Below are 23,227 nucleotides of genomic sequence, written 5' to 3'. Positions count from 1 at the left end.
GTGAATGGCCCTCTTAGGTGCCTGTCAGTTATGCGCTTTATTTTGGTCATTTGAACTGGTCTGCCGGATACCTGACAGTGAAAGTCGCGCTTGCTCTGCAGGGTACATATCTAGCGGAGTGGCGCTAAGCACACCCCCAAGGCGGGCCTGAAGCCCATTCCTTGCGCAGCATCTCGACAAATTTGCGCACTTTGGGCGAGACGTGGCGACGTGTGGGATACACAGCGGTAATTGGCATTTCTTCGCGGCTTAACTCCTGTAGGACGGGTGTAAGACGGCCCTGCTTTATGTCTTCGCCGACAAGGAATTCGCCAAGCTGAACGATGCCCCGATTGTTAAGCGCAGCGTCGCGGATAGCTTCGGTATTATTAAGTTTTAAGCTCCCTTGGACCGCAATGTCTCGCATTTCTCCTTCTACCTGATAACGCCATGGCACGGATGCGTTTGCATATGTGAACACGATGACTTTGTGATTTTGAAGTTCCGCGACACTTCTCGGAATTCCATGCTGCTGGAAATAGGCGGGCGTTGCACAGGTGATAAAGCGGTGCGGCGCTAGAACCTGTCTGATCAGGCTGCTGTCAGCCGGACCCCCAATACGAATAGCAACATCAATTCCATCGCTGACTAGATCACAATAATCATCCGAGAATGTGACGTCCGCTTCAAGCTCCGGCCAAAGGGCAAGAAACCTTTGAAGAACAGGGAGGACGTGCAATCGACCGAATGCAGTCGGGATATCAAGGCGAAGACGCCCCTTAGGAATCTGATTGCGTTCCGCAAGTGTCGCCTCTGCATCGTCAACCTCACACAGAATACGCAAAGCGTGCTCGTAGAACAACCTACCTTCCTCGGTCAGGCTCACACTCCGCGTCGTGCGATGGACCAATCGAGTGGCGAGGTTTTCTTCTAGACGAGCAATGCTCTTCCCGACAGCGGAACGTGTAAGGCCCAGCTTTTCAGCAGCATGAGTAAAACTTGATGTATCGGCGACACGAACAAAGGCCAGCACATCTCCGAAATGATCGAGCATTGTTTCCAATTCGTCCCAACTGTTGCGGTTTTCGACTACTTTATCAATTTCTACGACCTAGTAAATCCCTCTGCTCATAGTTGAGGCGATGGTCAATCGCCTTCCAATAGAAGGTAGCCGCTATGAGACAGATTACAGAGCCAACACATAACACGACACGTGGAGGATGGGCATCGGTCTGCGTTCTAGGCCTCACGACATTTGCGGTTGTGACAACGGAAATGCTGCCTGTCGGACTTATGACATCGATTGCAGCGAACTTGGAAATATCAATAGGAACCGCCGGACTTATAATCTCGGCTCCCGCCTTTCTTGCGGCGTTCTTCGCACCTTTTGTTGTCGTTATGGCCGGTGACATCGACAGACGGCATATTTTAGCTGGCCTGCTCCTTGTGTTGACTACGGCCAATATCGCCTCAGCCATCGCTCCATCATTCCACTGGCTTCTTGTAGCTCGGCTTGCCGTTGGGTCTTGTATGGGCGGCATTTGGGCCGTGGCCGGGGGACTTGCGCCAAGACTGGTGTCGGCACAATCAATTGGAACTGCGACCGCAATCATTTTCGGCGGAGTCGCAGCTGCCTCGGTAATGGGGGTGCCTATTGGTGCGTTGATAGGTGATGCCGCCGGCTGGCGATGGGCATTCGGCGCATTGGCAGGGTTCAACGCAATTGTGCTCGGTTTAAGCCTATTCGTCCTGCCTGCTTTGCCGATCAGTCAATCTATTGGACTTAGCCAGATTACGGGCACGTTAAAGCGCCTGCCTGTTCAGCTTGGCCTCATACTCACACTGTTGATCGTCGCAGGCCATTTCATGGCCTACGCATTCATCGGATCGCTACTGCAGGAAATCTCCAAGGTGTCGCCCGAATGGATCGCTGCGCTCCTATTCGTGTACGGGGGAGCGGGAATTGCAGGAAATTTTTTTGCCGGAACATTTGCCGTTCAAAGACTTTCTGTAACGTTCTGCGCAATTATCAGTGGTCTTTTAATAGCAATTCTAGGGTTTGCAGTTTTTGGTGGAATGCCTGCCGCGGGCAGCGGAATCCTTGTCTTATGGGGGCTTGCCTATGGCGGAGTGTCCGTCACCTTACAGACCTGGATGATGAAAGCAGCACCCTCAGCCATTGAGATCGCAACTGCCCTTTTCGTATCAGTCTTCAACATCGGCATCGCAACAGGATCGTTCATTGGCGGGCAAGTTGTCGATCGCTTCGATCTTCACGCAAACCTCCTCGTCGCCGCCACGTTACCCGCATTGGCGCTGCTGCCTTTACTCTTTATGCGTCGGAGATTTTGAAATGACCTATGATATTTTTGAACTTGGTGACATCCAGTTGCAATCAAAGCGGTGCATTCGTAATGCAAAGCTGGCTTACAAGACTTATGGCACCCTGAATGATGCCAGGAATAATGTGATCGTATATCCTACGTCATTCGCCGCGATTAAAGCTGATACAATCATTATGCCCTCATCGAGCGATCTATACTTTCCTGTCGAGGACGCTGCCCGCGAAGCATCACAGATTCCGAAAGCCGAGTTGCGGGTTTTGGAATCTGTATGGGGTCACGTCGCAGGAGAAGGAATGAACGACGCTGATACATCTATCATTGAGCATGCGATTGCTGAGCTTTTGAACAGATGAAACGTTAAGAGTGAAAGGAACCAGCTAAAAATCCGTCCTGACTAAATATTCAAGGCCGATTTGCGCTTTATTCCTGATGTTCGAATGGCAACTTAGATTTGCCAAAAGCCGACATTGCTTATGGAGCAGCCGATCCCCAACCGATTACTTCGGCGTATATGTTCGAATCCCGCGTGGTCCGCCACACCGCCGATTGCCCTCTATAGCGCGATATTGCCGCCGATCACCGCCGATGGTCGCAACGCCACCAAGTAGCATACGCACCGCCGATCACCGCCGTTTCTACGATAAATCCTGACATCTCAGCGTCGGCCGCAACGAATGATCTTTCGGATGCCTCGATATCGTCGGTGTTGTCGAGGATGGACTATTTAGAGGACGCAATCGACGGCACTTCCGCCACTAAAAACGGAAAAAGACTGCCAAGAATTTTTTGCGTATGCCTACCGATGATGGTGTCGACCCTTATTTAAGAGCGCTTATCTTAGCTCACCCGCTATTTAAGCCAAAAGCCGATTGCTTAAATAAAGCCGCGTTCGCATAATGTGGCATGTCCGAATCAGCATCCAACCACCGGCTAGGCCGCTTTGTCGAGGCCCCTGTTGCGGGCGAAATCGTGCGCGCCTTCGTGCCGCCCTCACTGCCGCCCGAGCCGCCGATCGACGTGCTGGCCCTTCTAGAGCGGCTAAGTCTGGCGGAACGTGCCTTGGGGCGCCTGGACGGCATCACTATGCTGCTGCCGCGCCAAGAACTGTTCCTCTATATGTACGTACGGAAGGAAGCAGTCCTCTCGTCCCAGATCGAAGGAACGCAGTCCACCCTTTCGGACCTGCTCCGTTTCGAAACCGAGGCGCAAGCCGGCCAGCCGATCGACGACATTCGTGAAGTGTCGAACTACGTCGATGCGATGATGTATGGGCTGGAGCGTCTGGAAGACCTGCCGCTGTCACTACGTCTGATCCGCGAGATGCATGAACGACTGCTGCAAAGCGGGCGCGGCGGCACGAAAAATCCCGGCGAGTTTCGGCGGTCTCAGAACTGGATCGGCGGTTCACGTCCAGGCAACGCATTGTTCGTGCCGCCACCGCCGACCGAGATGGATGCTTGTCTCAATGCGCTTGAGCGCTTCATGCACGAGGACGGCTCGCGTCTGCCCGCCCTGATCAAGGCCGGGCTGCTACATGTCCAATTCGAGACCATCCACCCGTTCCTGGATGGAAACGGCAGGATCGGTCGCTTGTTGGTGACGCTGTACCTGTGCGTTAACGGGGTGCTGCGCAAGCCGCTGCTCTATCTGAGCCTTTACCTTAAAACGCATCGCGCCGACTATTACCGCCTGCTTCAGGAGGTGCGCGAGCACGGGGCATGGGAAGCGTGGCTCGATTTCTTCCTTGCCGGTGTTGCGGACACGGCCAATCAGGCGTTTGAGGCCGCCACCCAGATTGTCGATCTGTTCAAGGAAGACCGCGAGCGGATTACGACAGAGAGCGACCGGGCAGGCTCCGCGCTGCGTATCCACGATCTGTTTCAGCAAAACCCGTTCCTGACGGCCAACCAACTCGTTCAGCAAACAGGTCTCTCAGCCCCTACGGTCAATGCCGCGCTCGCCGATCTGGAACGGTTCGGCATCGTCGAAGAAATCACCGGCCGTAAACGGGGGCGCGTGTTTAGTTACCGGCGATATCTCGCCATCTTGAACGAGGGAACCGACCCGCTCCCCACGACGGCTTAAAAGGGGGAGTCCGTGCCGATACAAACTATATCCGCCGCACAATTCGCGACCGCTTTCGATCTCAAACCGCGTGGCATGGTTTCTCGGTGCTGGTGCATCGGCCGCCTCCGGCATTCCGACTGGCTATGCCATGATCCGCGATTTCAAGGCGCAAATCTTTTGCCGCGAAACAAACCTGTCAAAGCGCGAGATCGATACCGCTGACCCGATCTGGATCGACAGGATCGATGCATTTTTCCGCCAAAACTCGCTGTTGCCACCTGACGGTGATCCAACAGAATATGCCAAGGCCTTCGAAGCGGTCTATCCAGAGGCTCGGCATCGCCGACAGTATATAGACGATGCGATCTCCAAGGGCACTCCCTGTTTTGGACAAAAGGTGCGTCTAAGAACAGATGACGGAATTCTTTACTGACTGAGCCCTTGAGATTATGGCTTCTTCGTCAAAGGACTAGCCTATAAAATAAAATGCATGGGCCACTGCCATAGGTGAAATCGAACCGCCACCAGACTTAGTCAATCTGTGCCAGTCTGTGCCAGTCTGTGCCAGTCTGTGATTGTAATCTGAAGCGAAAGGCAGAGTTGTAGCGATGAACGTATCGCTCGCTCATTCTATGAAGCAACGAATTGTGGCCCGGGTCGAATACGGCTCCTGCTTGAACGCGCGTGATTGTGTGCGATTTATCCGTAATGATCAGATTTGTGTGGACAGATTGCAGCGATGCAGCGCTTTGTCGTCTCAATCGATCAAAGCCAAATGCGTTCTCGATCGCTTATCATGCGAACCATTTGCGAAGCCCTACTACTATTGCGCGCCTTCGGATGCTAACAACTGTCAAGGTTCATCAGTTGTGAATATGATATGGCTCTGAAATCGGCGACCCTTAAAGATGTGGCGGCACTGGCGAATGTATCGCGTGCCACTGCTGCCCGTGCACTCAACAGTTACGGCTATGTTGGGGATGAAACCGCGCTGAAAGTTCACGCTGCTGCGGAAAAACTGGGATATAGAGGCAACCGACTGGCTCAGGCTCTGCGCAGCGGGCAGTTGCCAATTATCGGCTGCGTCCTTGGCGATATACAGAATCCTTTCTTTGCAAGAATCGCCCATGATGTCGAAGTGCTGGCGCGAGAAGAAGGGCATAATCTCATCATTGCGAGCAGTGAAGAACAGCTGGATCAGGAGAAGTCACTGCTGGCCAGTCTGCAGTCTCTAAGCATTCGCGGCTTCATCGTAGCGCCGACATCAGCCGAGGACAGTTCGCATTTGCAACGTCTGATCGATGAACATGTGCCGCTGGTTTTGATTGACCGCGCGGCGCAGGGAATTGAGTGCGACAGTGTTGTCGTCGACAATGAAGGTGGTGCGCGTAAGGCCATCGAATATCTGATCGAAATGGGACATCGAGACATTGGGCTTTTGCAAGATGATGCGCGCATATTTACCTCACGCGAGCGTTTCAGCGGCTACAGGACTGCGTTGCTTGCCCATAATATTGAACCGAGTGAAAAATTGATCTGTGTCGCGCAGTCAACGATTGAGCATGCGGTGGATGCAACCATCCGCCTGTTCAGCCAAAAAAGACCTCCAACTGCACTTTTTACCGTCGACAGTTTGATGACGCAGGGGGCGCTGTTAGCATTCCGCTCGATGGGAATATCGATTCCCCACGATGTGTCTCTGATCGGTTTTGATGATTTCAATCTGGCAACTTTTACCGATCCGCAGATCACTGTCGTTGCTCAACCAGTGTCGGAAATAGGCCGCGCTGCGGGCCGGCTTTTGCTTGAGAAAATAGCCGGAAAGAAACGCCCCCCAGAGAAAATCAGCTTTGAAACCAAGCTGATAGTGCGCGGTTCTGTTCGCCGTCGATGAACCGGCGCGACGAGCATTTTTGCCTGCAAAAAAAATCTGAATCCCACTTGCCATCAGAAAATTCCTGTGCGCTAAATAGATGTGAGATCGATCTCACAATATCTCAACGAGTTTCAGGCGCAAAACCGGTTCGGGCTTTTCTCGCGGTTTGAACTGCGCAAACGGGAAGGTAGTAATGCTCAACTTCGATAAAGACCGCTTTGTGAAAATACAGGGCGGCGCGGTCGCAATTGCAGAAGATGTTCGCGCTCTGATGCGCAAGCTGCTTGACGAAGGTCTGGAACGCATTTTCTTCATGGGGACGGGCGGCGTACAGTTTCTGACCCAGCCGGCAATCGAGATCGCCCGCAACGCAACCGTTTTCCCGGTATCAGCGGCATTTTCCGCTCAGGTTGTTCTAGAATCGCCCGCCGGGCTTAACGAAAAGGCACTTGTGATCCTTCCCTCCCTGTCCGGGACGACCAAGGAAAGTGTGCAGCTTCTGACATTCCTGAAAAAAAAGGGTGTCAAAACGCTATCGCTTACCGGTCACAAGGATACGCCGCTTGGTCTTGATGCCGATTACAACTTTACCAATTTTGCGGAGGACGACACATCCTCGGAATCGTTTTACCTGCAGACCCTGTTGATCGTTCTTGCACTGCTGGCAGAGCGCGACGAATTTCCAGACTTCGACGAAACTGTCTCCGAGTTGAAGCGCCTCCCGGAACTTCTGGTTTCGGTTAAGGAGAGCTTTGAAGATGGCGCAGCAGCGCTCGCGCAGCAGATCAAGGACGAGAAATATCACATTTTTACCGGTGCCGGCACTGCTTGGCCTGAGGCTCACTATTACGGCATGTGCATTCTTGAAGAAATGCAATGGATCCGCACGCGCCCGGTTCATGCGTCCGATTTCTTCCACGGTACGCTCGAACTGGTTGAGCCGGGCGTCAGCCTGTTCATCTTCAAGGGCGAAGATGCATGCCGTCCATTGACGGAGCGGGTCGAAAACTTCGCAAAGCGCTACACCGATAAGGTTCGTATTCTGGATGCCGCTTCAGCCAGTCTCCCAGGCATCTCCCAAAAGACACGCAGCCTGATCTCTCCAATCATCCTGGCGACCATGCTGGAGCGTTTGAGCGCTCATCTGGAAGTTCTGCGCGACCACCCGCTGACCACAAGGCGCTACTACAAGCGCGTCGAGTATTAACAGCCTTCCCCGGTCCGGCTCTGCCGGATCGGGCTCCCGCATTCTGACGAAATAAAAACAAGAGCAAAAAGAGAGGAACTTCGAGATGAAATGCAGACCGTTTTTAAGCACAACAAGCCTTGCTTCACTGGTGATGTGTGGATGGTTGGCTGGCCCAATGGATGCAGCGGCCGCCGGTGATGCCATTATGGCGGAACCCGATGCTCCCGTCGAATATTCTGGTACGTTGAGCATTCTGACGAAGTTCGGCCTGCAGCAGCTTTCGCCCTATTTTGTCAACGCGGCTAAGGAATATGAGAAGTTTCACCCAGGCGTTAAAGTCGAGCTTATTCAGGAAAGCGACGATAGCGTGAAGGGGAAAACCAAGGCCCTGGTTGCGTCTAACTCCCTGCCAGATATCTACTTTACCTGGACCGGGAGCTGGGGCGAAAATTTTGTGCGAGGCAATCGAGCGGTTGATCTGACCAAGATTATTGGTCCCGATACACCATGGGGCAAAGAGCTCGCCCATGCCGCCGTCGGTGCATTCCAGTATAATGGAAAATTATACGGAATTCCGCTTTATCTGGACGCCAAGTTCATGGGCTATAACAAGGTGCTTTTTGCCAAGGCCGGCGTGGCGGAACCGAAGAGTTTCGATGAGCTGATCGGTGCCTGTGCGGCTCTGCGCAAGTCTGGCGTAACGCCGATCTCTTTCGGCAACAAGGAAGGCTGGCCGGCTGTGCATTTTGCCGGACAGCTGCTTGCCTATAACGTGCCACAAGCCACGCTTGAAAAGGATTTCAACCCGAAGACCGCCGAATATTCGGATGCAGGCTATGTTGAAAGCCTGACGCAGTTGAAAAAACTCATCGATGATTGTTCGGACGGGGCAGGCACGAACGGTTCATCCTATGCTTCTGCATTGCAGCAATTCAGCAACGCCAAATCCGCAATGTACTATCAAGAAATTATCGAGTTCGATCAAAGCACCGCGGATGGTGCGTTGAAGAAGGAAGATTTTGGCTTTTTCAAACTGCCTGCAGCAAAAGACGCAAAGGGTGATGTCAAATCGATCGAAGGTGCACCGGAAGGCTATATGATCAATTCCGCCTCGAAGAATATTCCGCTGGCTGTGGATTTCATGAAGTTTATCACCTCACCCGAAAACGGGAAGATTCTGTCGGCACCACCTTATGGGCAGCCAAGCGCGACTGTTGGCGGATATTCGTCTGAGAACATGAACCCCTCTGTGGTTGAAGGTCTCAAGGTCATCGCGGATTCATCCTATCTGATGCCGTGGCTTGATACTGCCAATCCGCCGCGCGTTGCATCTGTCTGGCTTTCAGGCCTGCAAGCGCTGATTGGTGGATCCATGACGCCGGAACAGGTCATGGAAAAGGTAAAACAGGCTGCAGCCTCTTCCCGATAAGGATGGTAATGGCCGATGACTGTCATGAAGCATGAAAATGGAGGGGGGGCTGGCAAAAACCGCCTCCCCCTGCCGGACGGGTCTCACTGCGACAAGTCCGGTTTGCTGGCGAAGTTCCTTTCTTTCCGCTGGGTTCTGATCGCATTCGTTTTGATCCTGTGGTTTGTCTACTACCCAATCATCGACAATTTCATCGTCAGTACGACAAATCAGGATATCTTCACCGGGGAAACTGCCTTTGTCGGTCTGGATAATTATCGACGTCTGCAAGAAGATCCGGTCATCTACACTGCAATGCTCAACAACACGCTTTATGCGGTGATTTCGGTCCTGTTTCAGGTGTTGGGTGCATTCGTGCTCGCGGCGATCATTGAAGGTCTGCAGCATGAGACTTGGCGCAGATTCTGGCGCGCTGTCTATTTCATACCATCAGCAATTTCGATCACTGTGACGGGGCTGCTTTTCTACTTTATCTATCAGCCCGATATCGGCCTGTTGGATTCCGCTTTTACCCATCTTGGACTTGCCACCTGGTCTCGTTCATGGCTGGGGGAAGAGCAGACTGCGATCTACGCAATTATCGCCATGAGCCAGTGGCAAGGTTTTGGCTATTCGACGCTTCTGTTTGCCATAGCAATCCAGAAGATCCCACGTGAACTTTATGATGCAGCGACCATGGACGGCGCCGGCATGTGGCGTCGGTTGTGGAACATAACATTTCCGCTGACGCGCGAAATGACCGGTCTTATGGTTATTGTTACGATTACCGGAGCGTTTCAGGTCTTCAACGAAGTCATGGTTATGACAGGTGGCGGCCCTAACAACGCCAGTCAGGTACTGGGAACATGGCTCTATCAACAGGGCTTTATTGAAAATGATTTCGGTTATGGCGCTGCGATCGCATCGGTGATTTTTATCATCACGCTGCTGACCGGCTTTGGACAGCTCTGGTATACTAGAAAACGGAGGGTGGACCTATGAGTGAGGCCTCCTATCAGCCGCGCGACATGCAATCCATAAATTTTGTGCAGACGCTTGTGCGTATCTGCCTTGTCACTTTCCTCGTCAGCCTTGGGATCGTTGTAATCTATCCGCTTTTGTGGATGGCGCTCAACGGTTTCAAGACCAACTCCGAGATATTTGGTGAACCCTTTGCCCTGCCGACGGGCTTTACGCTCGACAATTATATCTCAGCCTGGAACCAGGGCATCAGGAATTATATTGCAACCAGCATCATCGTTACATTGGTTTCGGCGGTCTGCACGGTTCTGATAAGCGCGTGGACAGCCTACGGCCTGACGCGATCCAAACTGCCTGGCAAACCGTTCTTTGTCGGTCTGGTGCTTGGCGGATTGATGTTGAGCCCAACGGTTGCGGTCATTCCACTGGTGCGGATCATGCAAAAGCTTGGTCTCTATAACACCTATTGGGCTCTTATCATTCTCTATACCGCATTCCGCATCCCGTTCACCACGTTCCTTATTCGCGCTTATATGCTTGGTCTCCCGCGCGATCTGGACGAAGCAGCCGTCATGGACGGAGCGAGTGAAGGCCAGATTTTCTGGCGTGTGACCCTGCCTCTTTGCAAACCGATCCTCGTCTCCTGTGTCATCCTGCACGTCCTGTTTGCCTGGAATGAATATCTTTTCGCCATGATCTTCACCAGTGGCGCCGATGTGCAGACACTGCCCGTTGGCCTTACATCAATCATGGCAAAACACGGAACCAACTATGCCGTTGTCTTTGCCGCAATGACACTTTCGGCACTTCCGATCCTGATTGTCTTCTTCGCTGCCCAGCGTTTCTTCATTCGTGGGCTTGCGGAAGGCATTGGCAAATAGGGTGGTGGAGAATGTTACAACCTCAACAACTGATTGGTGCCAATTTTTCGTTCCAGCACTATCCCTTTCAATGGGTTGTCAAACAGCTAAGCCTCATGGGCTTTCAACGCATGGAACTCTGGGGAACAGCGCCTCATCTTGATCTGTTTCATTCTGACCGCGCACGGCTTTCTGAGGTCCGCTCAGTTCTCAAGGATAACGGGATGAGTGTCCATTGCTTCACCCCGGAACAGGTGCTTTATCCAGTCAATATCGCTTCTGGCGACGTCCCTTATCGGGAAAAGAGTGTCGAATCCTTCCTGCGAGCAGCCGATTTCTGCGCCGAACTGGGTGCCAACTACCTCTTCTTGACACCTGGACGGGGTTATGAGTGCGAGAGCCGCGAATTCGCATGGGACCACGCCCTGAATTCTTTGGAGAAAATTACGGCACATGCGGCCAGGCTGGGGCTTTGTTGTCTGCTTGAACCCTTGCAGCGTACCGAAAGTAACATCGTAAATAATGCCGCCGATCTTGAACGGCTCTGGAAGGAACTCAATGCGGATCATGTTGATCTGGTCCTTGACTTGGTCGCCATGGCAGCGGCTGGTGATACGGTCGGTGAGTATTTTTTGCGATTTGGTAAACGTCTTGCCCATGTTCATGTCGTCGATGGAACGCCCGCGGGACATTTGGCATGGGGGGATGGAAATCTACCACTCGACGCTTACCTTGCCGAAATCACCCAGCATTCATTCCAGGGCACCTTGACCTTCGAGCCTTTTGGCAACGGTTCATATGCACTGGATCCGGCTGCGGTCTGGCGGCAATGCCTTGACGCGATTTCTCCCCATTTTGATAGTGCGGAATGATGATGATGAACCCAAATATCAATCTTGTCGCTGTCGGTGACAATTGCCTCGATGCCTATCTTGACAAGGGGGTGGTCACTGTCGGTGGAAATGCCCTCAATGTCGCCGTGCAGTGGAAACGACTTGGGGTCGGTGCCCGTTATATGGGCGCGATGGCTCCCGACAGGGAAGCCGAGATCATGCTTGATGTGATCGAAAATGTCGGACTTTTGCCAGGCGATATTGAAACGATTGAGGGAAATTCTGCTGTCACGCTTTTGACCGATAATAACGGCGAACGGCATTTCCTGTTTGAATCTCTGGGTGTTGGCGAAAACTACATTCCAGACCAAGAGCGTTATCAATCATTGCTCGCATCCGATTGGACCCATCTTGGAACCAATTCGAGTGAAAAACTGGTGCGAAAGCTCGTTGAGGACGGTGCCAGGTTCAGTGTGGATGTGTCGACCCGGCATTTTGACCTGACACTGAAAGGCGTGCCAGTGGTCTTTGCATCAGGTCCCGATGATCCACAGGAACCGGTTGAGCCATTGATTGCACAGTTCAAGCAGGCTGGAGCCCAACAAGTCGTTATTACCTGCGGAAAACGCGGGTCATTCTATGACAATGGACGTCAGTTATTTTCTGCAGGCTCGGTACCTGTGCAGGTGGTCGATACCTGTGGAGCTGGTGATAGCTTCATCGCTTCATTTCTGGTGGCACTTTTCTTCGAACAGTGTCCTGAAGAAGAAGCACTTCAAAGGGCTGCAGTGGGGGCCTCTGAAACCTGCACGCACCCGGGTGGTTTTCCCCAGCCCCTGCAGGCAATCCCGCAATGGTTGCTCGATAAATACCAGGATGTGATTGCAACAGCGCAGAGGGTCTGACCATGAACTGCATCACAATGAGAGCGCCTGTTGTCGCGGCGAAGCGGGATCGCTCTTTCTGGCTGCAAAGCATTGCCGCCGATCCCGTCAACGCGCCTTTATCGGGCCAGCATCAATGCGATATTGCAATCGTTGGCGGGGGGTATGCCGGGCTTTGGACAGCATTGCGGCTACGAGAGCAAGACCCAGAGGCGCGCATCACAATCCTGGAAGCGGATTTTTGCGGTTCAGGCGCATCCGGACGCAATGGCGGTCAAGTCCACAGCTGGTTTGCTGAAATCGATATCTTGCGCGACCTTGTCGGCGATGAAGATGCACGGATGCTTTGTCAGGCAACCTGCGATGCGATTGAGGAGCTGAAGGTGCTGCAAGATTGCGGCATCATAGACATGGATCTGCGCTTGGATGGCTGGCTTTGGACCGCAAGTTCTCGCGCGCAGGAACGGGCGTGGGCCAAGGCCCTCGGTATCTGCCGAAGATCCGGGGTCAACCCGTTTAAGACGCTGAATGCGCATGACATTGAACGGCGTACTGGTTCCACTGCGTCCTATGTTGGCATTGTCGAAGAGCGAGCAGGGACTGTTCAACCGGCAAAGCTTGCCCTTGGCCTTCGCAAGCTTGCGATGGCAAAGGGGATTGTCATTCATGAAAGAAGCCCTGTTTTGGAGGTCGTTTTAGGTGAACTGCCCGAACTTAAAACACCGGACGGAACATTGACTGCCAACAAGGTTGCTTTAACAGTCAATGCTTGGGCTTCGGCGATACCCGAACTTCACCCCTATCTGTATGTGGTAAGCAGCCAACTGATTGCAACAGCGCCTGTCCCAAACATACTGGAGCGCATCGGGTGGACCGATGGTGCGTCGATCTGTGATGCGCAGCATCACGTGCTCTATTATCAGCGCACGACCTCCGATCAGGTCGTATTTGGACGGGGAACGGGTGGGATTGCCTATAATGATCGCATTGACGCGCGTTTTAATCGCGGCGGCGACGGTGGTGCAGACAACATACGTGAACTTCACCGGGTATATCCTCAGCTAAGGGGGGTGCCTATCCTCCATGACTGGAGCGGTCCAATCGACTGCACCGCGCAGCATCTGCCGGTATTTGATCACCTGAGAAGTCATCCGAATGTTTTCTATGCGTTTGGCTTTAATGGGACCGGTATTGCACAGACGCCTGTCGCAGGTCGGATCCTTGCAAGCCTGATCCTGGGACGCGTGGATAAATGGAGCGGTTGTGGTTTGGTAGGCATCAAAAATCGTAGGAAGCTTCCTCCCGAACCGCTGCGTTATCTGGGCGCCAAAATTGTCCGTGGTGCTATTCGAAGAAAGAACGATGCCGAAATCCTCAACCGTGTTCCAGGCCCCATAACAAGGTTTCTGGCAAGTCTGGCTCCGTGAGCCAACCGACCCACGCGGAACAAAACTACAAGGAACGGGAACAATGGCCGAGCTGTCGCTGAAGAATATACGTAAATCCTATTCCAATCTGGAAGTACTCCATGGAATTGACCTTGATATCATATCGGGCGAGTTCGTTGTTTTTGTCGGGCCGTCGGGTTGTGGAAAGTCCACCCTGTTGCGCTCAATTGCGGGCCTTGAGACAATAACGTCAGGTGATCTCGTCATCGCCGGTGAGCGTATGAACAATGTCGCTCCGTCGAAACGGGGTATCTCAATGGTTTTCCAGTCATATGCGCTTTATCCGCATATGACGGTTTATGAGAATATGGCTTTCGGTCTGCGTATTGCCGGTGTGGCAAAGGCAGAGATAGACAAACGGGTCAAGAAAGCCGGCGAGATTCTTCAGCTGAGCGGCTATCTGCAACGCTTGCCGAAGGCGCTTTCGGGTGGGCAGAGGCAACGCGTTGCGATTGGACGTGCGATTGTCAGAAACCCGCGCGTGTTTTTGTTTGATGAGCCTTTGTCCAATCTTGATGCGGCTCTGCGTGTAGCCACACGCATCGAGCTTGCAAAGCTCAAGCAAAGCATGCCCGATGTCACAATGATCTATGTGACCCATGATCAGGTAGAAGCCATGACGCTGGCGGATCGGATCGTTGTGTTCAAGGACGGCAATATCGAGCAGATTGGCACGCCAGTGGAGCTTTACAAAAAGCCAGCCAATCTTTTCGTTGCCCAGTTTATTGGGTCGCCAGCTATGAACATCCTCGCGGGCACCATATCGGAGGTCTCGGGGCGCCATTACACCTGTCATCTTGACTGCGGGACGAAACTGGCTCTTGAAGCGGGTGAGGGAACATTCGCACTCAAGGATAGAATTAGCATTGGAATTCGACCAGAGAATACCAGGATTGCCAGCCAAAAAACGGAGGGGCCCGTCTTTTGTGGTACCGTGGATCTTGTAGAGCATCTGGGCGAAGCTCAGATCCTCTATATGGATATTGCCGGATCTCATGGCAAATATCTGATCAAGACAGCGGAAGACATGGAATTTAGTAGATCAGATACGTTATCTTTCTCGGCGTCGACGACGGATATACATGTTTTCTCGCAAGAAGGGGCAGCCGTTCCAGCCCAAATCGTGTGAATCTTGAAGCATCAAAGTTGCGTGGTCAGCGCGAAGATGCATGAAATTGTGCAGTGCTGAAGCTGACCGAGACATGTCAGGTGCATAGATTGTCTGGCATTCTGCGATCATGAAAAACGTTTATGGCGCCTCGAAAAAGGGCTTTCGTTGCCCCCGACTGAATGAGTTCTGCCACTCATTACCGGATTATAGCTTTCAGGAGACTGTTTCATAAATTTCAAGTTCCGCAGTGAATTTGGATAACAGTGATCACTTTGCGTGCACGAGCAGGAGGTCGCGGGCTAAGCCGAGGCCATGGACCTTGTGTTTCAAGCCTTTGATGACTTGCGTCTCACCGAAAACCATATCTTCCAGCTCCACCAGACGCTTCTGAGACATAGCGTTAAAGTCGAACGTCATCGCGGTTCCTACAAAACCTTGCGCAACGATGGTGTCGCTTTTGATGCTGATGGTCGGGAGCTCGGCGTTGTGTTCGAAACGGCAACGCCCTTTGATACACCGCGTGACATGGAGGCGCTTGTTGCCTCGACGCGTAAGGCAATCGACGAGGAAAGCCTGCATCCTCTGCTGATTATTGCTGTGTTTATCGTGACGTTCCTCATGGATCCACCCTGTCCAGGACGGAAACGGGCGGCTCTCGCGCGTCCTCACCACATTGTTGTTGCTGCGCGCGGGCTATCTTTACGTCCCTTACGCCTCGCTAGAGCGTGTGGTCGAAGAGAACAAAGACCTTTACTACAGGGCGCTACGTCGCACGCAGACGACCCTAAAGGGTGATGCGCCTGATTGGGAGCCGTGGATTGGTTTCTTCCTTCGTGCTCTGAAAAAGCAAAAAGACAGTCTCGCGAAACGCCTTGATCGCGAACGGGAACAGGAAGCTGCAGACGACGCGCTGCCGGAGCTGTCGGTGCGAATACTCGCGCTCTTCAAATCACACGATCGCCTTACACCGGCCGCGATCGGAAGCGAGTTGGGGGCAAATCGCAATACCCTCAAGGTCCGCTTGCGCGAACTTGTCGAGGCTGGACGGATCAAAAGGCATGGAAAGGCTAGGGCGACCTGGTACACGCGCGGGTAGACGATAGTGCTCCAAAAAACTTTTGTCGCTGCCATCTCTGTGGCATCAGTAATATCAATCAGTATCAAGTCGTTAAGGCTTTAGAATGGGCTAATATAAATCAAGCTCATCAGCTAAAAATTCGATAAGAGCATCTTCCTTTTTTGCGAAAACCTCTTTGCGAAAGCCTCATTACGATCAAAGATGGTGGCAATCGTTGAGTATCCTTGCTCGGCAACCAAAGCGTGTGAGTCAACATCAGGATCTTGGTTCTGTCGGCTGTAAACGGCCTCCCAGCACTCGTCAGGCGATCGTTAAGCGCGGGAGTGTCTTGCTGAGAGATGCCGGATGGCAAATCCTCTTTGGAACCTGCAGTCAATGGGCGTTGAACCTTACAGGAATTGGTATGGAGGAATCGGACCTCACCTTGAGCCGCCGGATCCCATGTCACGACGGCGTTATAAGTTTCTGCCAAGACCTTATAACCGCGTTCCGGGAGGCTGTCATCATGAGCCGTTGGCAAAAAAAGGCGGATGGGTCGAAGGAATGCTGTTACAGTGGAATTTTCGCGTAGCCCTTCGAGAGAATTGGCCCGGTCGGACGCCCGATTGGTGAGCCTCCGGCGGGCTCTAACGTAAGTTCGTAAAGCTGTTCACCGCGCGGTCGTGGCAGGTCTGGTCCCTTTAGCTGTGTTGAATGCCCACCTTCAAGTAAGCCCAGCGACACCGGCCCCATCTCCTGAGAAGGAAGGGTCCAGACCTGAATAGCTTTTCCTGCTGGTATCGCGACATGGTTTAATAAACGCACGCGCGCATTTTCATTGCCAAAATCTTCGAGGATTGCCTGAACGCTTCCTGCATCATCCAGCAAAACAGCGATTACAACTGGATCGACAGTTCTGCTTAACGACCAACCCAGGCCGATTGCTAGAAGGATTGAAGCTGCTGCGGTAGAAAGCGCTGCAAGTCGCCACCGATTGACACTGTTCCTGTTATCATTGGCGCTCCTGACGAGTGTGGTCGATACAGCGGGATCATCGGAGAGCCGGCTTTGAACAGCGCGCCAGACGCGTTCTTCCACCTGCATCGGGGTGACTGAACTATCGAGCGGCAAAAAGCGTTCCCTGCTGCAAGCAATTGCTCTTTTCAGGGCTTGGTTGTTGACAATTTCGTTTTCAACCTGAGCCATTTCATCAGCGTTAAGCAGACCCAATACATATTCGTCGGCAAGTTCTTCGATATTATCAAATGATTTTATCATGCCATGCACGCCCGCAATGCGCTCAACCCTCGACGTATCCAGGATTTGGCGGTCCCCAAAGGTATCTGTAAGCGACCCGCTATCTCGCCATGCGTATAACCGCCGACATAAGCCATCAAAATTCCGTCCCGCTTATCTTTGTCGAGCGATTGAAGACAATCACGCAATTGGCTTTTTTGATCGAGCCGATGCCAGGCGTTCAAAACTTCATCGGAATGCTCGGCTTCGACCAAGGTTTCTACATGTTCGACCGTGTGTTCACGATTGCCATCGCGCAATGCATTCAATGCTCGATTGCGGACAATCGCATAAATCCATCCCTTGGCAGAGCCTTGATCCGGTGCATATTGATGGGCATGGGTCCAGATCCGAATGAGTGCTTCTTGTAAGACCTCTTCTGCAAGCTCGCGGCGCCGAAGAATGCGGTGGGCGATTGCCAGCAGGCGACCTGCTTCCTGATCAAATATGGCGCGTAGCCCGGAGCGGTCTCGACGCACGCAGGCGGCAATTGCATTTGCCAGTTCATCCGTCTGCCCGCCCATGCGACCTGTCTCCTCATCCGATAGCTAACTTAACCGCAATGCCTATCGAGATGAAACAGGCAAAGACATGCATTGAAAATTTATTTTCTCTCGCTGCATCCAAAGCACAAGGCTCGCGTGTCTTAGAATGAGAGCCGCTGAAACCCACGCGTAAAACAGCGGCTTCAAACCGGGAAACAAAGGAGATTTATGATGCGTATCGTTGAGTTGGCACTAGCTACATCTACAATGCTTGGGGTTTCGATTGTTTACGCTATGGCTGCACCAGCCATTGGCCTTGTCGGCGACAAGACGCTCGTCATGTTTGACACAGAAGATGGCAAGGTCACAAAGACAATGGATGTCGCCGACGTTGAAAAGCTGCTTGGTATTGATTTTCGACCTGCCAACAAAACCCTGATCGGTGTTACAGAGGACCATGGGATTGTCGCCATTAACATCGAGAGTGGTGCGGTCAACGAAGTTTCGAAGATGAGCGAGATGCTGCCAATCACGCAAGGGCAGGCGGTCATTGTCGATTTCAATCCAATGGCCGACCGTCTTCGTTTCATGACGGGGACGACCAATCATCGTGTTCATCCGGATACAGGTGCGGTGACGGTCGATGGCAAACTTGCTTTCGAAAAGGGCGATGCCGGCGAAGGTTCTGAAGATAAAATCGCAGCCGCCGCTTACACCAATTCCATCGGCAAGCCTGAGAAGACTGCCATGTTCAATATTGATGCTGGCAACAAGACACTGGTTCAGCAAACAAAGCCCAATGACGGAACCCTGAAGACGATCGGCAAGCTGGAAATCAGTGAAAGCCCTGAAACCTATGCCTTTGACATTCATGGATTAGCAGAAGGCCACAACACCGCTTACCTTGTTGGTGATAACACGATCTACACCGTTGATCTTGAGACAGGTGCCGCCACGAAGGTCGGAATGATTGAGAAGCTCGATGGCCATTTGCGCGATATAGCTATTCTTCCGGCCTCGTAATTGATGAACGGGGCCGGTTTTAGATCGGCCCTCTTCAGTCCTGTGCGTCTTTTGATGATCAATGTACCTTGCGTCCTGCGATTAAACTTAGATCGACACCCCGCCCGGCAAGCGCCCAGAAACCGCCCCCCGAGATCGCGTGCGCGATAGTCGGGCTTTTTATCAAACCCGTCATGACAATGCGTTCGAATGTCAAATGCGGTCAGACCGGCCGAAAGCATTCGTCACCCAGCGCGATATGCGCCGAATTCCAGTGGTTTAAGGAGAAAGACCTGAGATCGCGATGGAACTTGCTACACCCAACCGCGCCAGACGATTTTATCATGCAATGTAAAAGCCGCAGGGGTTGATGGTGGGGAGAGGAAAATCAAGCCTGCAACGGGTCCAGCCTGGCGGATAGTTAGGTCAAGCACCACTGCTCTTCCATAGAAAAGTGGCCAATTATCGTCACGGCTTCATGGAGCGATTCATATTAGGGTGGGCGAGTGCATCAGCTTGTGCGTTGGCGGAGGTCGTGCCCCTCAAAAAAATACGACTAACCAGATATGCAACGATCCACAAAGGACATCAGACGCCATCGGGAGACATATCGAGATATGTGAAGAGCAGAGCGATAGGTCTGGCTCTGGGCCATGAATTCAGGGAACGGCATTTTTAATGGCTAAGGATTTGGAGGATCAGAACACAGTTTCGTCCTCCTTCAAAATTTGAAGGATCGCATCCTTTGCGTGGCCATCCGTTTCCTCGAAACCTTGGCTTCTATAACATCGCCGACCGGGTAAGCAGCCCGGTCGGCAAATCGAAGTAAATTCAAAGGCTGTTACATTTTCGGCAAAAGCACTTTGTCGATGACATGGATCACACCGTTGGACTGCTTCACGTCTGCGATCGTCACGTGGGCGACGGTTCCATTCTCGTCGGTGAGGGTGAGCTTTCCCATCTTTTCCCTGGCTGTTAACACACAGCCACCCAAAGTCTTGATGGTGTGCGATCCTTTGTCGTCCTTTATCATCTTAGCGATATTTTTCGACATGGCATCAGCGGCAACAACATGACAGGTGAGGATCTTCGTCAGTTTCTCCTTGTTCTCCGGCTTTAGAAGGTTATCGACTGTGCCTTTTGGCAGGGCAGCGAAGGCTTTGTCCGTGGGCGCGAAAACGGTGAACGGCCCTTTGCCTTTCAGAGTGTCGACCAGCCCAGCAGCTTTGACAGCTGCGACGAGTGTGGTGTGATCCTTCGAGTTCATCGCATTGTCGACGATTGTCTTATTGTCATACATTGCCGCTCCACCAACTGTGGGGTTTTCGGCCAACGCAACTGTGGTGCAGGCAGAGAGAATGACAGCAGCTGTGAGTGCTTGTTTCGAAAAACGCATCATTTCATTTTCCTCCCAAAATCCGGGTCGATCCCGGTTCCCCTTTTTCGGGGGCATGGTAGTTAACGAAATTGCCGCTGCACCGGATCACTTTGGAAGGAGAATTTTTTAGGCGGGCTTCGTTGCGCAAGCATCACCCCGTCTCGACCTGGAGATAGAGCTTGTTCGCGTTCCCTGCGGGTTTGAAACATGTTTGAACGTTAGAGCAAGCGCCTTAATCAAACAATGTGACTGCAGGCTTTCTGCCGTGCAGCGTGAAAACGGCTGCTGCGCCAATTCGCCCGCGATGAAGCCGTCAGCGTTGGCAATCGCTTTGAGCGCTTTCTGCGCGTGCGCCATCAGATCATGGTGCCTGTTGGAGCGGTTGAGGGCCTGAGCGCAACGCGCGAAAGCCGGGTGTAGTTTGTTTTTTTCGTCGCTCATTGATCGTGCAACGCCAGCACATCGCCGCTAGACCAGAGCGCAGCTCAGCGACGAAGGTTTTTTTGGCAGAGATCAGAGATCTCCTAGATGTTTTAGCCTAGAGAGCGTTCACGTTCTCGGCTTTGGACTTGCCCGTTTTGCGGTCCTGTCCGATATCGTAGCTTACTTTTTGTCCGTCGTGGAGTGCGCTGCCATAAGCAACGGCCGAGATATGCACAAATACATCAGCGCCACCATTTTCAGGTGTAATGAAGCCGAAGCCTTTTTCGTTGTTGAAAAATTTAACTGTACCGGTCGCCATTATTTCCTCATCTGTCGTTGTTGATGGGATCTGTCTAGCTTGCTCTGGAGGTCGTCGCAACAGGAAACCGGATTTAAGCCGTGCGAGGAGACTTGAACGGCGTTTTGGCGCAAGGTTCAACAGGCGCCTATAAATGAGCCTATAGAGGGTTGCCTGCGTGGGTATCCTGCGCGTGTCCGTTCCCTTCCTTCTTCAAGCTTGGTCAATGAAGATGCCATCGATAAGATTGTCTGCGTTCTCCATAAAGCATCCAGTAAATCTACACGAAACCTCCACAAAGGATCGATATTGACGCGGTACATCGTCGGCCGACGGGGCTGTGGGCGCGCCCCGCCCGAGCAACAGCTCTCTGGTCTCCTGGGCCGGGCGAGCGTTTCCATCGGAGGAAAATCGAATGACTGACAAGGCTTCCGTGATTGTTTTTTCTCCTCCGTTTGTTGACCTGATAGAGGACAAGTTTTTTCTTAAAGCGGAAGACGCTGATGGTCGGTCCCATCTCCGATGACAGCATCGCGATCCTGATCCGTGCAACTCTCAGTGGATTGAAGGATGGCTGGAGTTACCTGTCTGTTTTAAAAGACCTGCTCTCTGCCCATTGCGCTGACGGATATTGACGCCATCACTCAGCCTCCGCTGTCGTGTTCTGATAGCGGATTGAGCAGAAACGCTCGCGGTCTTGGGGGCATATAGAAATAGTCGGATACAAAGCAATTTCTCGCGTTTCCGGTGACGCCGAGCTGATTGTCGTTGCACAATCCGCGCTATAGCCCGCTTGCCCGCGCCGTTTCGCACAATTATCAAAAGGCATGAACATGCTGATACGCAATTTCTCGGTCGTCTGTATCATTTTATTTTCATTCGCATTCTTGATGTCGTATCTCGTCAATGCGACCCAGGATACCCGCTCCCATTTGCCTGAAACATTCATAAACTACCCGCGTTGAGGTGTTGCGCTGTGCATGGTTGTCAGCGCTGCCATCCGCAGAAGTTGCTGTTTGCGATCCAGCTGATGTTGGTGAAGTGTTGGCTTATTCTCCACACGATCTGCACACTGCCTCGATATTATCTGAACGCGACGATGCGACCAGTCGGTAGTCGTTTCAGTTTAGGCCCTACAATGTCAAACCGCCGTATCTTCGTTCTCGCTATCGTTTTCGGCGGGTGCTTCTTTGCAATCCTGTTTGCATTACAGGAACACAGCAGCTCTGCCCCGGAAGCTGAAGTCGCTTCTTCGGAGGGACCGCTGCGCGCTGTAACTGCGCGGACCAGTCGGGAAACTGTTGTGATTACCGATGAGCTGCCGGGGCGCGTTGTGGCGTTTCGGAAGGTCGAAATAAGGCCGCAAGTCGGCGGGATAATCAGAAGAACGGTTGTTGAAGCCGGCTCCCGTGTCAGTGCGGGCCAGATACTTTTTGAGATTGAACCCGCCCTGTTTCTAGCGGATGTTAAAACTGCGCAAGCCGCGGTGCAGCGTGCAGAGAGCGGCTTGGAGCATGCCCGATCGGGATTTCAGCGCGCGGAAGCCTTGCTGGCGAGCAAGGCGGCAAGTCAAAAGGACTACGAGGATGCACATAACAGTATGGCTGCGGCACAGGCCAATCTGACCGAGGCGCGCGCAGTATTGCATCGTCGTCAGCTTGACCTTGATTTTACTACCATAAGGTCGCCGATTGAGGGATATGTCGGGAGAATTGTCGCCGACGAGGGATCTCTCGCTTCAAGTTCCGGCCAAACAGAACTCGCTGTCGTCCAGCAATTGCAACGCGTCTACGTGGATTTGCGCTTACCCGCCACAAAGCTTGATGCCCTGCAATCCGCTGCCCGCGAGAAAATTGGTTCGATCACCATCTTTAACGCGGACGGCACGCCACATTCCCACCCAGCAAAGCTGGTGCTTTCGGATATTACAGTTGATCCTGTGACCGGTAATGCAACAATCCGTCTGGTCGTTGAGAACCCGGAATTGCGCCTCTTGCCCGGAATGTTTGTGCGGGCAGAGCTGCCAAGGCGCCTTCTTTCGAATGTTATCCTCGTTCCCGAACAGGCGCTCGTTCGCACAGGCGAAAGCGATGCCAGTCTTATCGTCATTGATAGCAACGGTCTTGCAAGAAAGCGTCGGGTTAAACTTGGGGAAGCGGTTGGTCGCCGGGTCGTGATCACATCAGGACTTCAGCCCGATGAAACCGTCGTAATTCGCGGTCAGGAACGCCTGCAGGAGGGCATGGCCGTAAACGCTGCCATTTCCGCCGAAGCGATGTCCGTTAAAAATAAGACGTGAAGGCTGGA

23 protein-coding genes are annotated in these 23,227 nt (G+C 52.7%); 17 read left to right on the top strand and 6 right to left on the bottom strand.

What is annotated here, in order from left to right:
• Positions 1 to 124 precede the first annotated feature (124 nt).
• Complete coding sequence (locus ABWV94_RS21635; protein WP_079210927.1) at positions 125 to 1,033, bottom strand: LysR family transcriptional regulator; 909 nt, start codon at positions 1,031 to 1,033, stop codon at positions 125 to 127.
• A gap of 122 nt (positions 1,034 to 1,155) precedes the next feature.
• Here ABWV94_RS21635 and ABWV94_RS21630 point away from each other — a divergent pair, with 122 nt between their 5' ends.
• The 13 genes from ABWV94_RS21630 to ABWV94_RS21570 all read left to right on the top strand — a co-directional run bounded on the left by ABWV94_RS21630 (position 1,156) and on the right by ABWV94_RS21570 (position 14,999).
• Entirely contained in the window at positions 1,156 to 2,331 is a 1,176-nt protein-coding gene (locus tag ABWV94_RS21630; protein WP_113499343.1) for an MFS transporter, read from the top strand.
• A 1-nt stretch (position 2,332) separates the two neighbouring features.
• The gene (locus tag ABWV94_RS21625; protein ID WP_079210925.1) at positions 2,333 to 2,677 is read left to right on the top strand and encodes an alpha/beta hydrolase family protein; all 345 of its coding nucleotides are present in this window, start codon (positions 2,333 to 2,335) and stop codon (positions 2,675 to 2,677) included.
• A gap of 550 nt (positions 2,678 to 3,227) precedes the next feature.
• A complete protein-coding gene (locus tag ABWV94_RS21620) occupies positions 3,228 to 4,409 on the top strand; it encodes a Fic family protein (RefSeq protein WP_079210924.1) in 1,182 nt (393 codons plus the stop codon).
• 70 nt (positions 4,410 to 4,479) lie between these two features.
• Positions 4,480 to 4,824 (top strand): hypothetical protein, encoded by a 345-nt coding sequence (locus ABWV94_RS21615; protein ID WP_247645006.1) that lies wholly within the window; start codon positions 4,480 to 4,482, stop codon positions 4,822 to 4,824.
• A gap of 447 nt (positions 4,825 to 5,271) precedes the next feature.
• Complete coding sequence (locus ABWV94_RS21610; RefSeq protein WP_113499347.1) at positions 5,272 to 6,285, top strand: LacI family DNA-binding transcriptional regulator; 1,014 nt, start codon at positions 5,272 to 5,274, stop codon at positions 6,283 to 6,285.
• A 175-nt stretch (positions 6,286 to 6,460) separates the two neighbouring features.
• On the top strand, positions 6,461 to 7,474 hold the full coding sequence (locus tag ABWV94_RS21605) for an SIS domain-containing protein (protein WP_113499349.1): 1,014 nt from the start codon (positions 6,461 to 6,463) through the stop codon (positions 7,472 to 7,474).
• An 85-nt stretch (positions 7,475 to 7,559) separates the two neighbouring features.
• Positions 7,560 to 8,885 (top strand): ABC transporter substrate-binding protein, encoded by a 1,326-nt coding sequence (locus tag ABWV94_RS21600; RefSeq protein ID WP_079210921.1) that lies wholly within the window; start codon positions 7,560 to 7,562, stop codon positions 8,883 to 8,885.
• A 15-nt stretch (positions 8,886 to 8,900) separates the two neighbouring features.
• Positions 8,901 to 9,866, top strand: coding sequence for a carbohydrate ABC transporter permease (locus tag ABWV94_RS21595; protein ID WP_353415301.1), 966 nt, complete (start codon positions 8,901 to 8,903; stop codon positions 9,864 to 9,866).
• Positions 9,863 to 10,726, top strand: coding sequence for a carbohydrate ABC transporter permease (locus ABWV94_RS21590; protein WP_079210919.1), 864 nt, complete (start codon positions 9,863 to 9,865; stop codon positions 10,724 to 10,726). The genes ABWV94_RS21595 and ABWV94_RS21590 overlap by 4 nt, the downstream gene beginning before the upstream one ends.
• An 11-nt stretch (positions 10,727 to 10,737) precedes the next feature.
• Positions 10,738 to 11,577 (top strand): sugar phosphate isomerase/epimerase family protein, encoded by an 840-nt coding sequence (locus ABWV94_RS21585; protein ID WP_353415300.1) that lies wholly within the window; start codon positions 10,738 to 10,740, stop codon positions 11,575 to 11,577.
• Positions 11,578 to 11,579: 2 nt separating this feature from the next.
• Positions 11,580 to 12,443, top strand: a complete 864-nt coding sequence (locus ABWV94_RS21580) for a PfkB family carbohydrate kinase (RefSeq protein WP_353415299.1) — start codon at positions 11,580 to 11,582, stop codon at positions 12,441 to 12,443.
• Positions 12,444 to 12,445: 2 nt separating this feature from the next.
• Entirely contained in the window at positions 12,446 to 13,849 is a 1,404-nt protein-coding gene (locus ABWV94_RS21575) for an NAD(P)/FAD-dependent oxidoreductase (RefSeq protein WP_113499353.1), read from the top strand.
• Positions 13,850 to 13,892: 43 nt separating this feature from the next.
• Positions 13,893 to 14,999: an ABC transporter ATP-binding protein gene (locus ABWV94_RS21570; RefSeq protein ID WP_353415298.1), complete on the top strand. Its 1,107-nt coding sequence runs from the start codon at positions 13,893 to 13,895 to the stop codon at positions 14,997 to 14,999.
• A 249-nt stretch (positions 15,000 to 15,248) separates the two neighbouring features.
• On the opposite strand, the gene ABWV94_RS21565 is transcribed toward ABWV94_RS21570, so the two are convergent.
• Positions 15,249 to 15,398: a hypothetical protein gene (locus ABWV94_RS21565; protein ID WP_353415297.1), complete on the bottom strand. Its 150-nt coding sequence runs from the start codon at positions 15,396 to 15,398 to the stop codon at positions 15,249 to 15,251.
• 256 nt (positions 15,399 to 15,654) lie between these two features.
• Between ABWV94_RS21565 and ABWV94_RS21560 the strand changes: the two genes are divergently transcribed.
• Positions 15,655 to 16,077, top strand: coding sequence for a Fic family protein (locus ABWV94_RS21560; RefSeq protein ID WP_353415296.1), 423 nt, complete (start codon positions 15,655 to 15,657; stop codon positions 16,075 to 16,077).
• A gap of 531 nt (positions 16,078 to 16,608) precedes the next feature.
• On the opposite strand, the gene ABWV94_RS21555 is transcribed toward ABWV94_RS21560, so the two are convergent.
• Both ABWV94_RS21555 and ABWV94_RS21550 read right to left on the bottom strand, forming a co-directional pair.
• Entirely contained in the window at positions 16,609 to 17,316 is a 708-nt protein-coding gene (locus ABWV94_RS21555) for an anti-sigma factor (RefSeq protein WP_079210913.1), read from the bottom strand.
• Positions 17,313 to 17,858, bottom strand: a complete 546-nt coding sequence (locus ABWV94_RS21550) for a sigma-70 family RNA polymerase sigma factor (protein WP_079210912.1) — start codon at positions 17,856 to 17,858, stop codon at positions 17,313 to 17,315. Before ABWV94_RS21550 ends, ABWV94_RS21555 begins: the two co-directional genes overlap by 4 nt.
• A 192-nt stretch (positions 17,859 to 18,050) precedes the next feature.
• Here ABWV94_RS21550 and ABWV94_RS21545 point away from each other — a divergent pair, with 192 nt between their 5' ends.
• On the top strand, positions 18,051 to 18,842 hold the full coding sequence (locus ABWV94_RS21545; RefSeq protein ID WP_353415332.1) for a DUF4394 domain-containing protein: 792 nt from the start codon (positions 18,051 to 18,053) through the stop codon (positions 18,840 to 18,842).
• Positions 18,843 to 19,662: 820 nt separating this feature from the next.
• On the opposite strand, the gene ABWV94_RS21540 is transcribed toward ABWV94_RS21545, so the two are convergent.
• Together ABWV94_RS21540 and ABWV94_RS21535 are read right to left on the bottom strand one after the other, a co-directional pair.
• On the bottom strand, positions 19,663 to 20,220 hold the full coding sequence (locus ABWV94_RS21540) for a fasciclin domain-containing protein (protein ID WP_113499363.1): 558 nt from the start codon (positions 20,218 to 20,220) through the stop codon (positions 19,663 to 19,665).
• Between the two features lie 517 nt (positions 20,221 to 20,737).
• Positions 20,738 to 20,941, bottom strand: coding sequence for a cold-shock protein (locus tag ABWV94_RS21535; RefSeq protein ID WP_079210909.1), 204 nt, complete (start codon positions 20,939 to 20,941; stop codon positions 20,738 to 20,740).
• Between the two features lie 482 nt (positions 20,942 to 21,423).
• Between ABWV94_RS21535 and ABWV94_RS21530 the strand changes: the two genes are divergently transcribed.
• A complete protein-coding gene (locus ABWV94_RS21530) occupies positions 21,424 to 21,555 on the top strand; it encodes a hypothetical protein (protein WP_353415295.1) in 132 nt (43 codons plus the stop codon).
• A gap of 503 nt (positions 21,556 to 22,058) precedes the next feature.
• Positions 22,059 to 23,219, top strand: a complete 1,161-nt coding sequence (locus ABWV94_RS21525; protein ID WP_079210907.1) for an efflux RND transporter periplasmic adaptor subunit — start codon at positions 22,059 to 22,061, stop codon at positions 23,217 to 23,219.
• Positions 23,220 to 23,227 lie beyond the last annotated feature (8 nt).

Source organism: Brucella sp. NBRC 12953 (genome assembly GCF_040369775.1).
Taxonomy (GTDB): Bacteria; Pseudomonadota; Alphaproteobacteria; order Rhizobiales; family Rhizobiaceae; genus Brucella; species Brucella pseudogrignonensis.
This window is presented reverse-complemented; position numbering and strand designations above follow the sequence as displayed.

Excerpts from the sequence above, each read along its gene's own strand:
- ABWV94_RS21590 (WP_079210919.1), top strand. The coding sequence starts at position 9,863 with ATGAGTGAGGCCTCCTATCAGCCGCGCGACATGCAATCCATAAATTTT.
- ABWV94_RS21530 (WP_353415295.1), top strand. The coding sequence starts at position 21,424 with ATGGTCGGTCCCATCTCCGATGACAGCATCGCGATCCTGATCCGTGCA.
- ABWV94_RS21620 (WP_079210924.1), top strand. The coding sequence starts at position 3,228 with ATGTCCGAATCAGCATCCAACCACCGGCTAGGCCGCTTTGTCGAGGCC.
- ABWV94_RS21595 (WP_353415301.1), top strand. The coding sequence starts at position 8,901 with ATGACTGTCATGAAGCATGAAAATGGAGGGGGGGCTGGCAAAAACCGC.
- ABWV94_RS21585 (WP_353415300.1), top strand. The coding sequence starts at position 10,738 with ATGTTACAACCTCAACAACTGATTGGTGCCAATTTTTCGTTCCAGCAC.
- ABWV94_RS21625 (WP_079210925.1), top strand. The coding sequence starts at position 2,333 with ATGACCTATGATATTTTTGAACTTGGTGACATCCAGTTGCAATCAAAG.
- ABWV94_RS21540 (WP_113499363.1), bottom strand. The coding sequence starts at position 20,220 with ATGATGCGTTTTTCGAAACAAGCACTCACAGCTGCTGTCATTCTCTCT.
- ABWV94_RS21550 (WP_079210912.1), bottom strand. The coding sequence starts at position 17,858 with ATGGGCGGGCAGACGGATGAACTGGCAAATGCAATTGCCGCCTGCGTG.
- ABWV94_RS21635 (WP_079210927.1), bottom strand. The coding sequence starts at position 1,033 with ATGCTCGATCATTTCGGAGATGTGCTGGCCTTTGTTCGTGTCGCCGAT.
- ABWV94_RS21525 (WP_079210907.1), top strand. The coding sequence starts at position 22,059 with ATGTCAAACCGCCGTATCTTCGTTCTCGCTATCGTTTTCGGCGGGTGC.
- ABWV94_RS21610 (WP_113499347.1), top strand. The coding sequence starts at position 5,272 with ATGGCTCTGAAATCGGCGACCCTTAAAGATGTGGCGGCACTGGCGAAT.
- ABWV94_RS21580 (WP_353415299.1), top strand. The coding sequence starts at position 11,580 with ATGATGAACCCAAATATCAATCTTGTCGCTGTCGGTGACAATTGCCTC.
- ABWV94_RS21575 (WP_113499353.1), top strand. The coding sequence starts at position 12,446 with ATGAACTGCATCACAATGAGAGCGCCTGTTGTCGCGGCGAAGCGGGAT.
- ABWV94_RS21535 (WP_079210909.1), bottom strand. The coding sequence starts at position 20,941 with ATGGCGACCGGTACAGTTAAATTTTTCAACAACGAAAAAGGCTTCGGC.
- ABWV94_RS21565 (WP_353415297.1), bottom strand. The coding sequence starts at position 15,398 with ATGACGTTCGACTTTAACGCTATGTCTCAGAAGCGTCTGGTGGAGCTG.
- ABWV94_RS21570 (WP_353415298.1), top strand. The coding sequence starts at position 13,893 with ATGGCCGAGCTGTCGCTGAAGAATATACGTAAATCCTATTCCAATCTG.
- ABWV94_RS21605 (WP_113499349.1), top strand. The coding sequence starts at position 6,461 with ATGCTCAACTTCGATAAAGACCGCTTTGTGAAAATACAGGGCGGCGCG.
- ABWV94_RS21630 (WP_113499343.1), top strand. The coding sequence starts at position 1,156 with ATGAGACAGATTACAGAGCCAACACATAACACGACACGTGGAGGATGG.
- ABWV94_RS21600 (WP_079210921.1), top strand. The coding sequence starts at position 7,560 with ATGAAATGCAGACCGTTTTTAAGCACAACAAGCCTTGCTTCACTGGTG.
- ABWV94_RS21545 (WP_353415332.1), top strand. The coding sequence starts at position 18,051 with ATGCGTATCGTTGAGTTGGCACTAGCTACATCTACAATGCTTGGGGTT.
- ABWV94_RS21555 (WP_079210913.1), bottom strand. The coding sequence starts at position 17,316 with ATGATAAAATCATTTGATAATATCGAAGAACTTGCCGACGAATATGTA.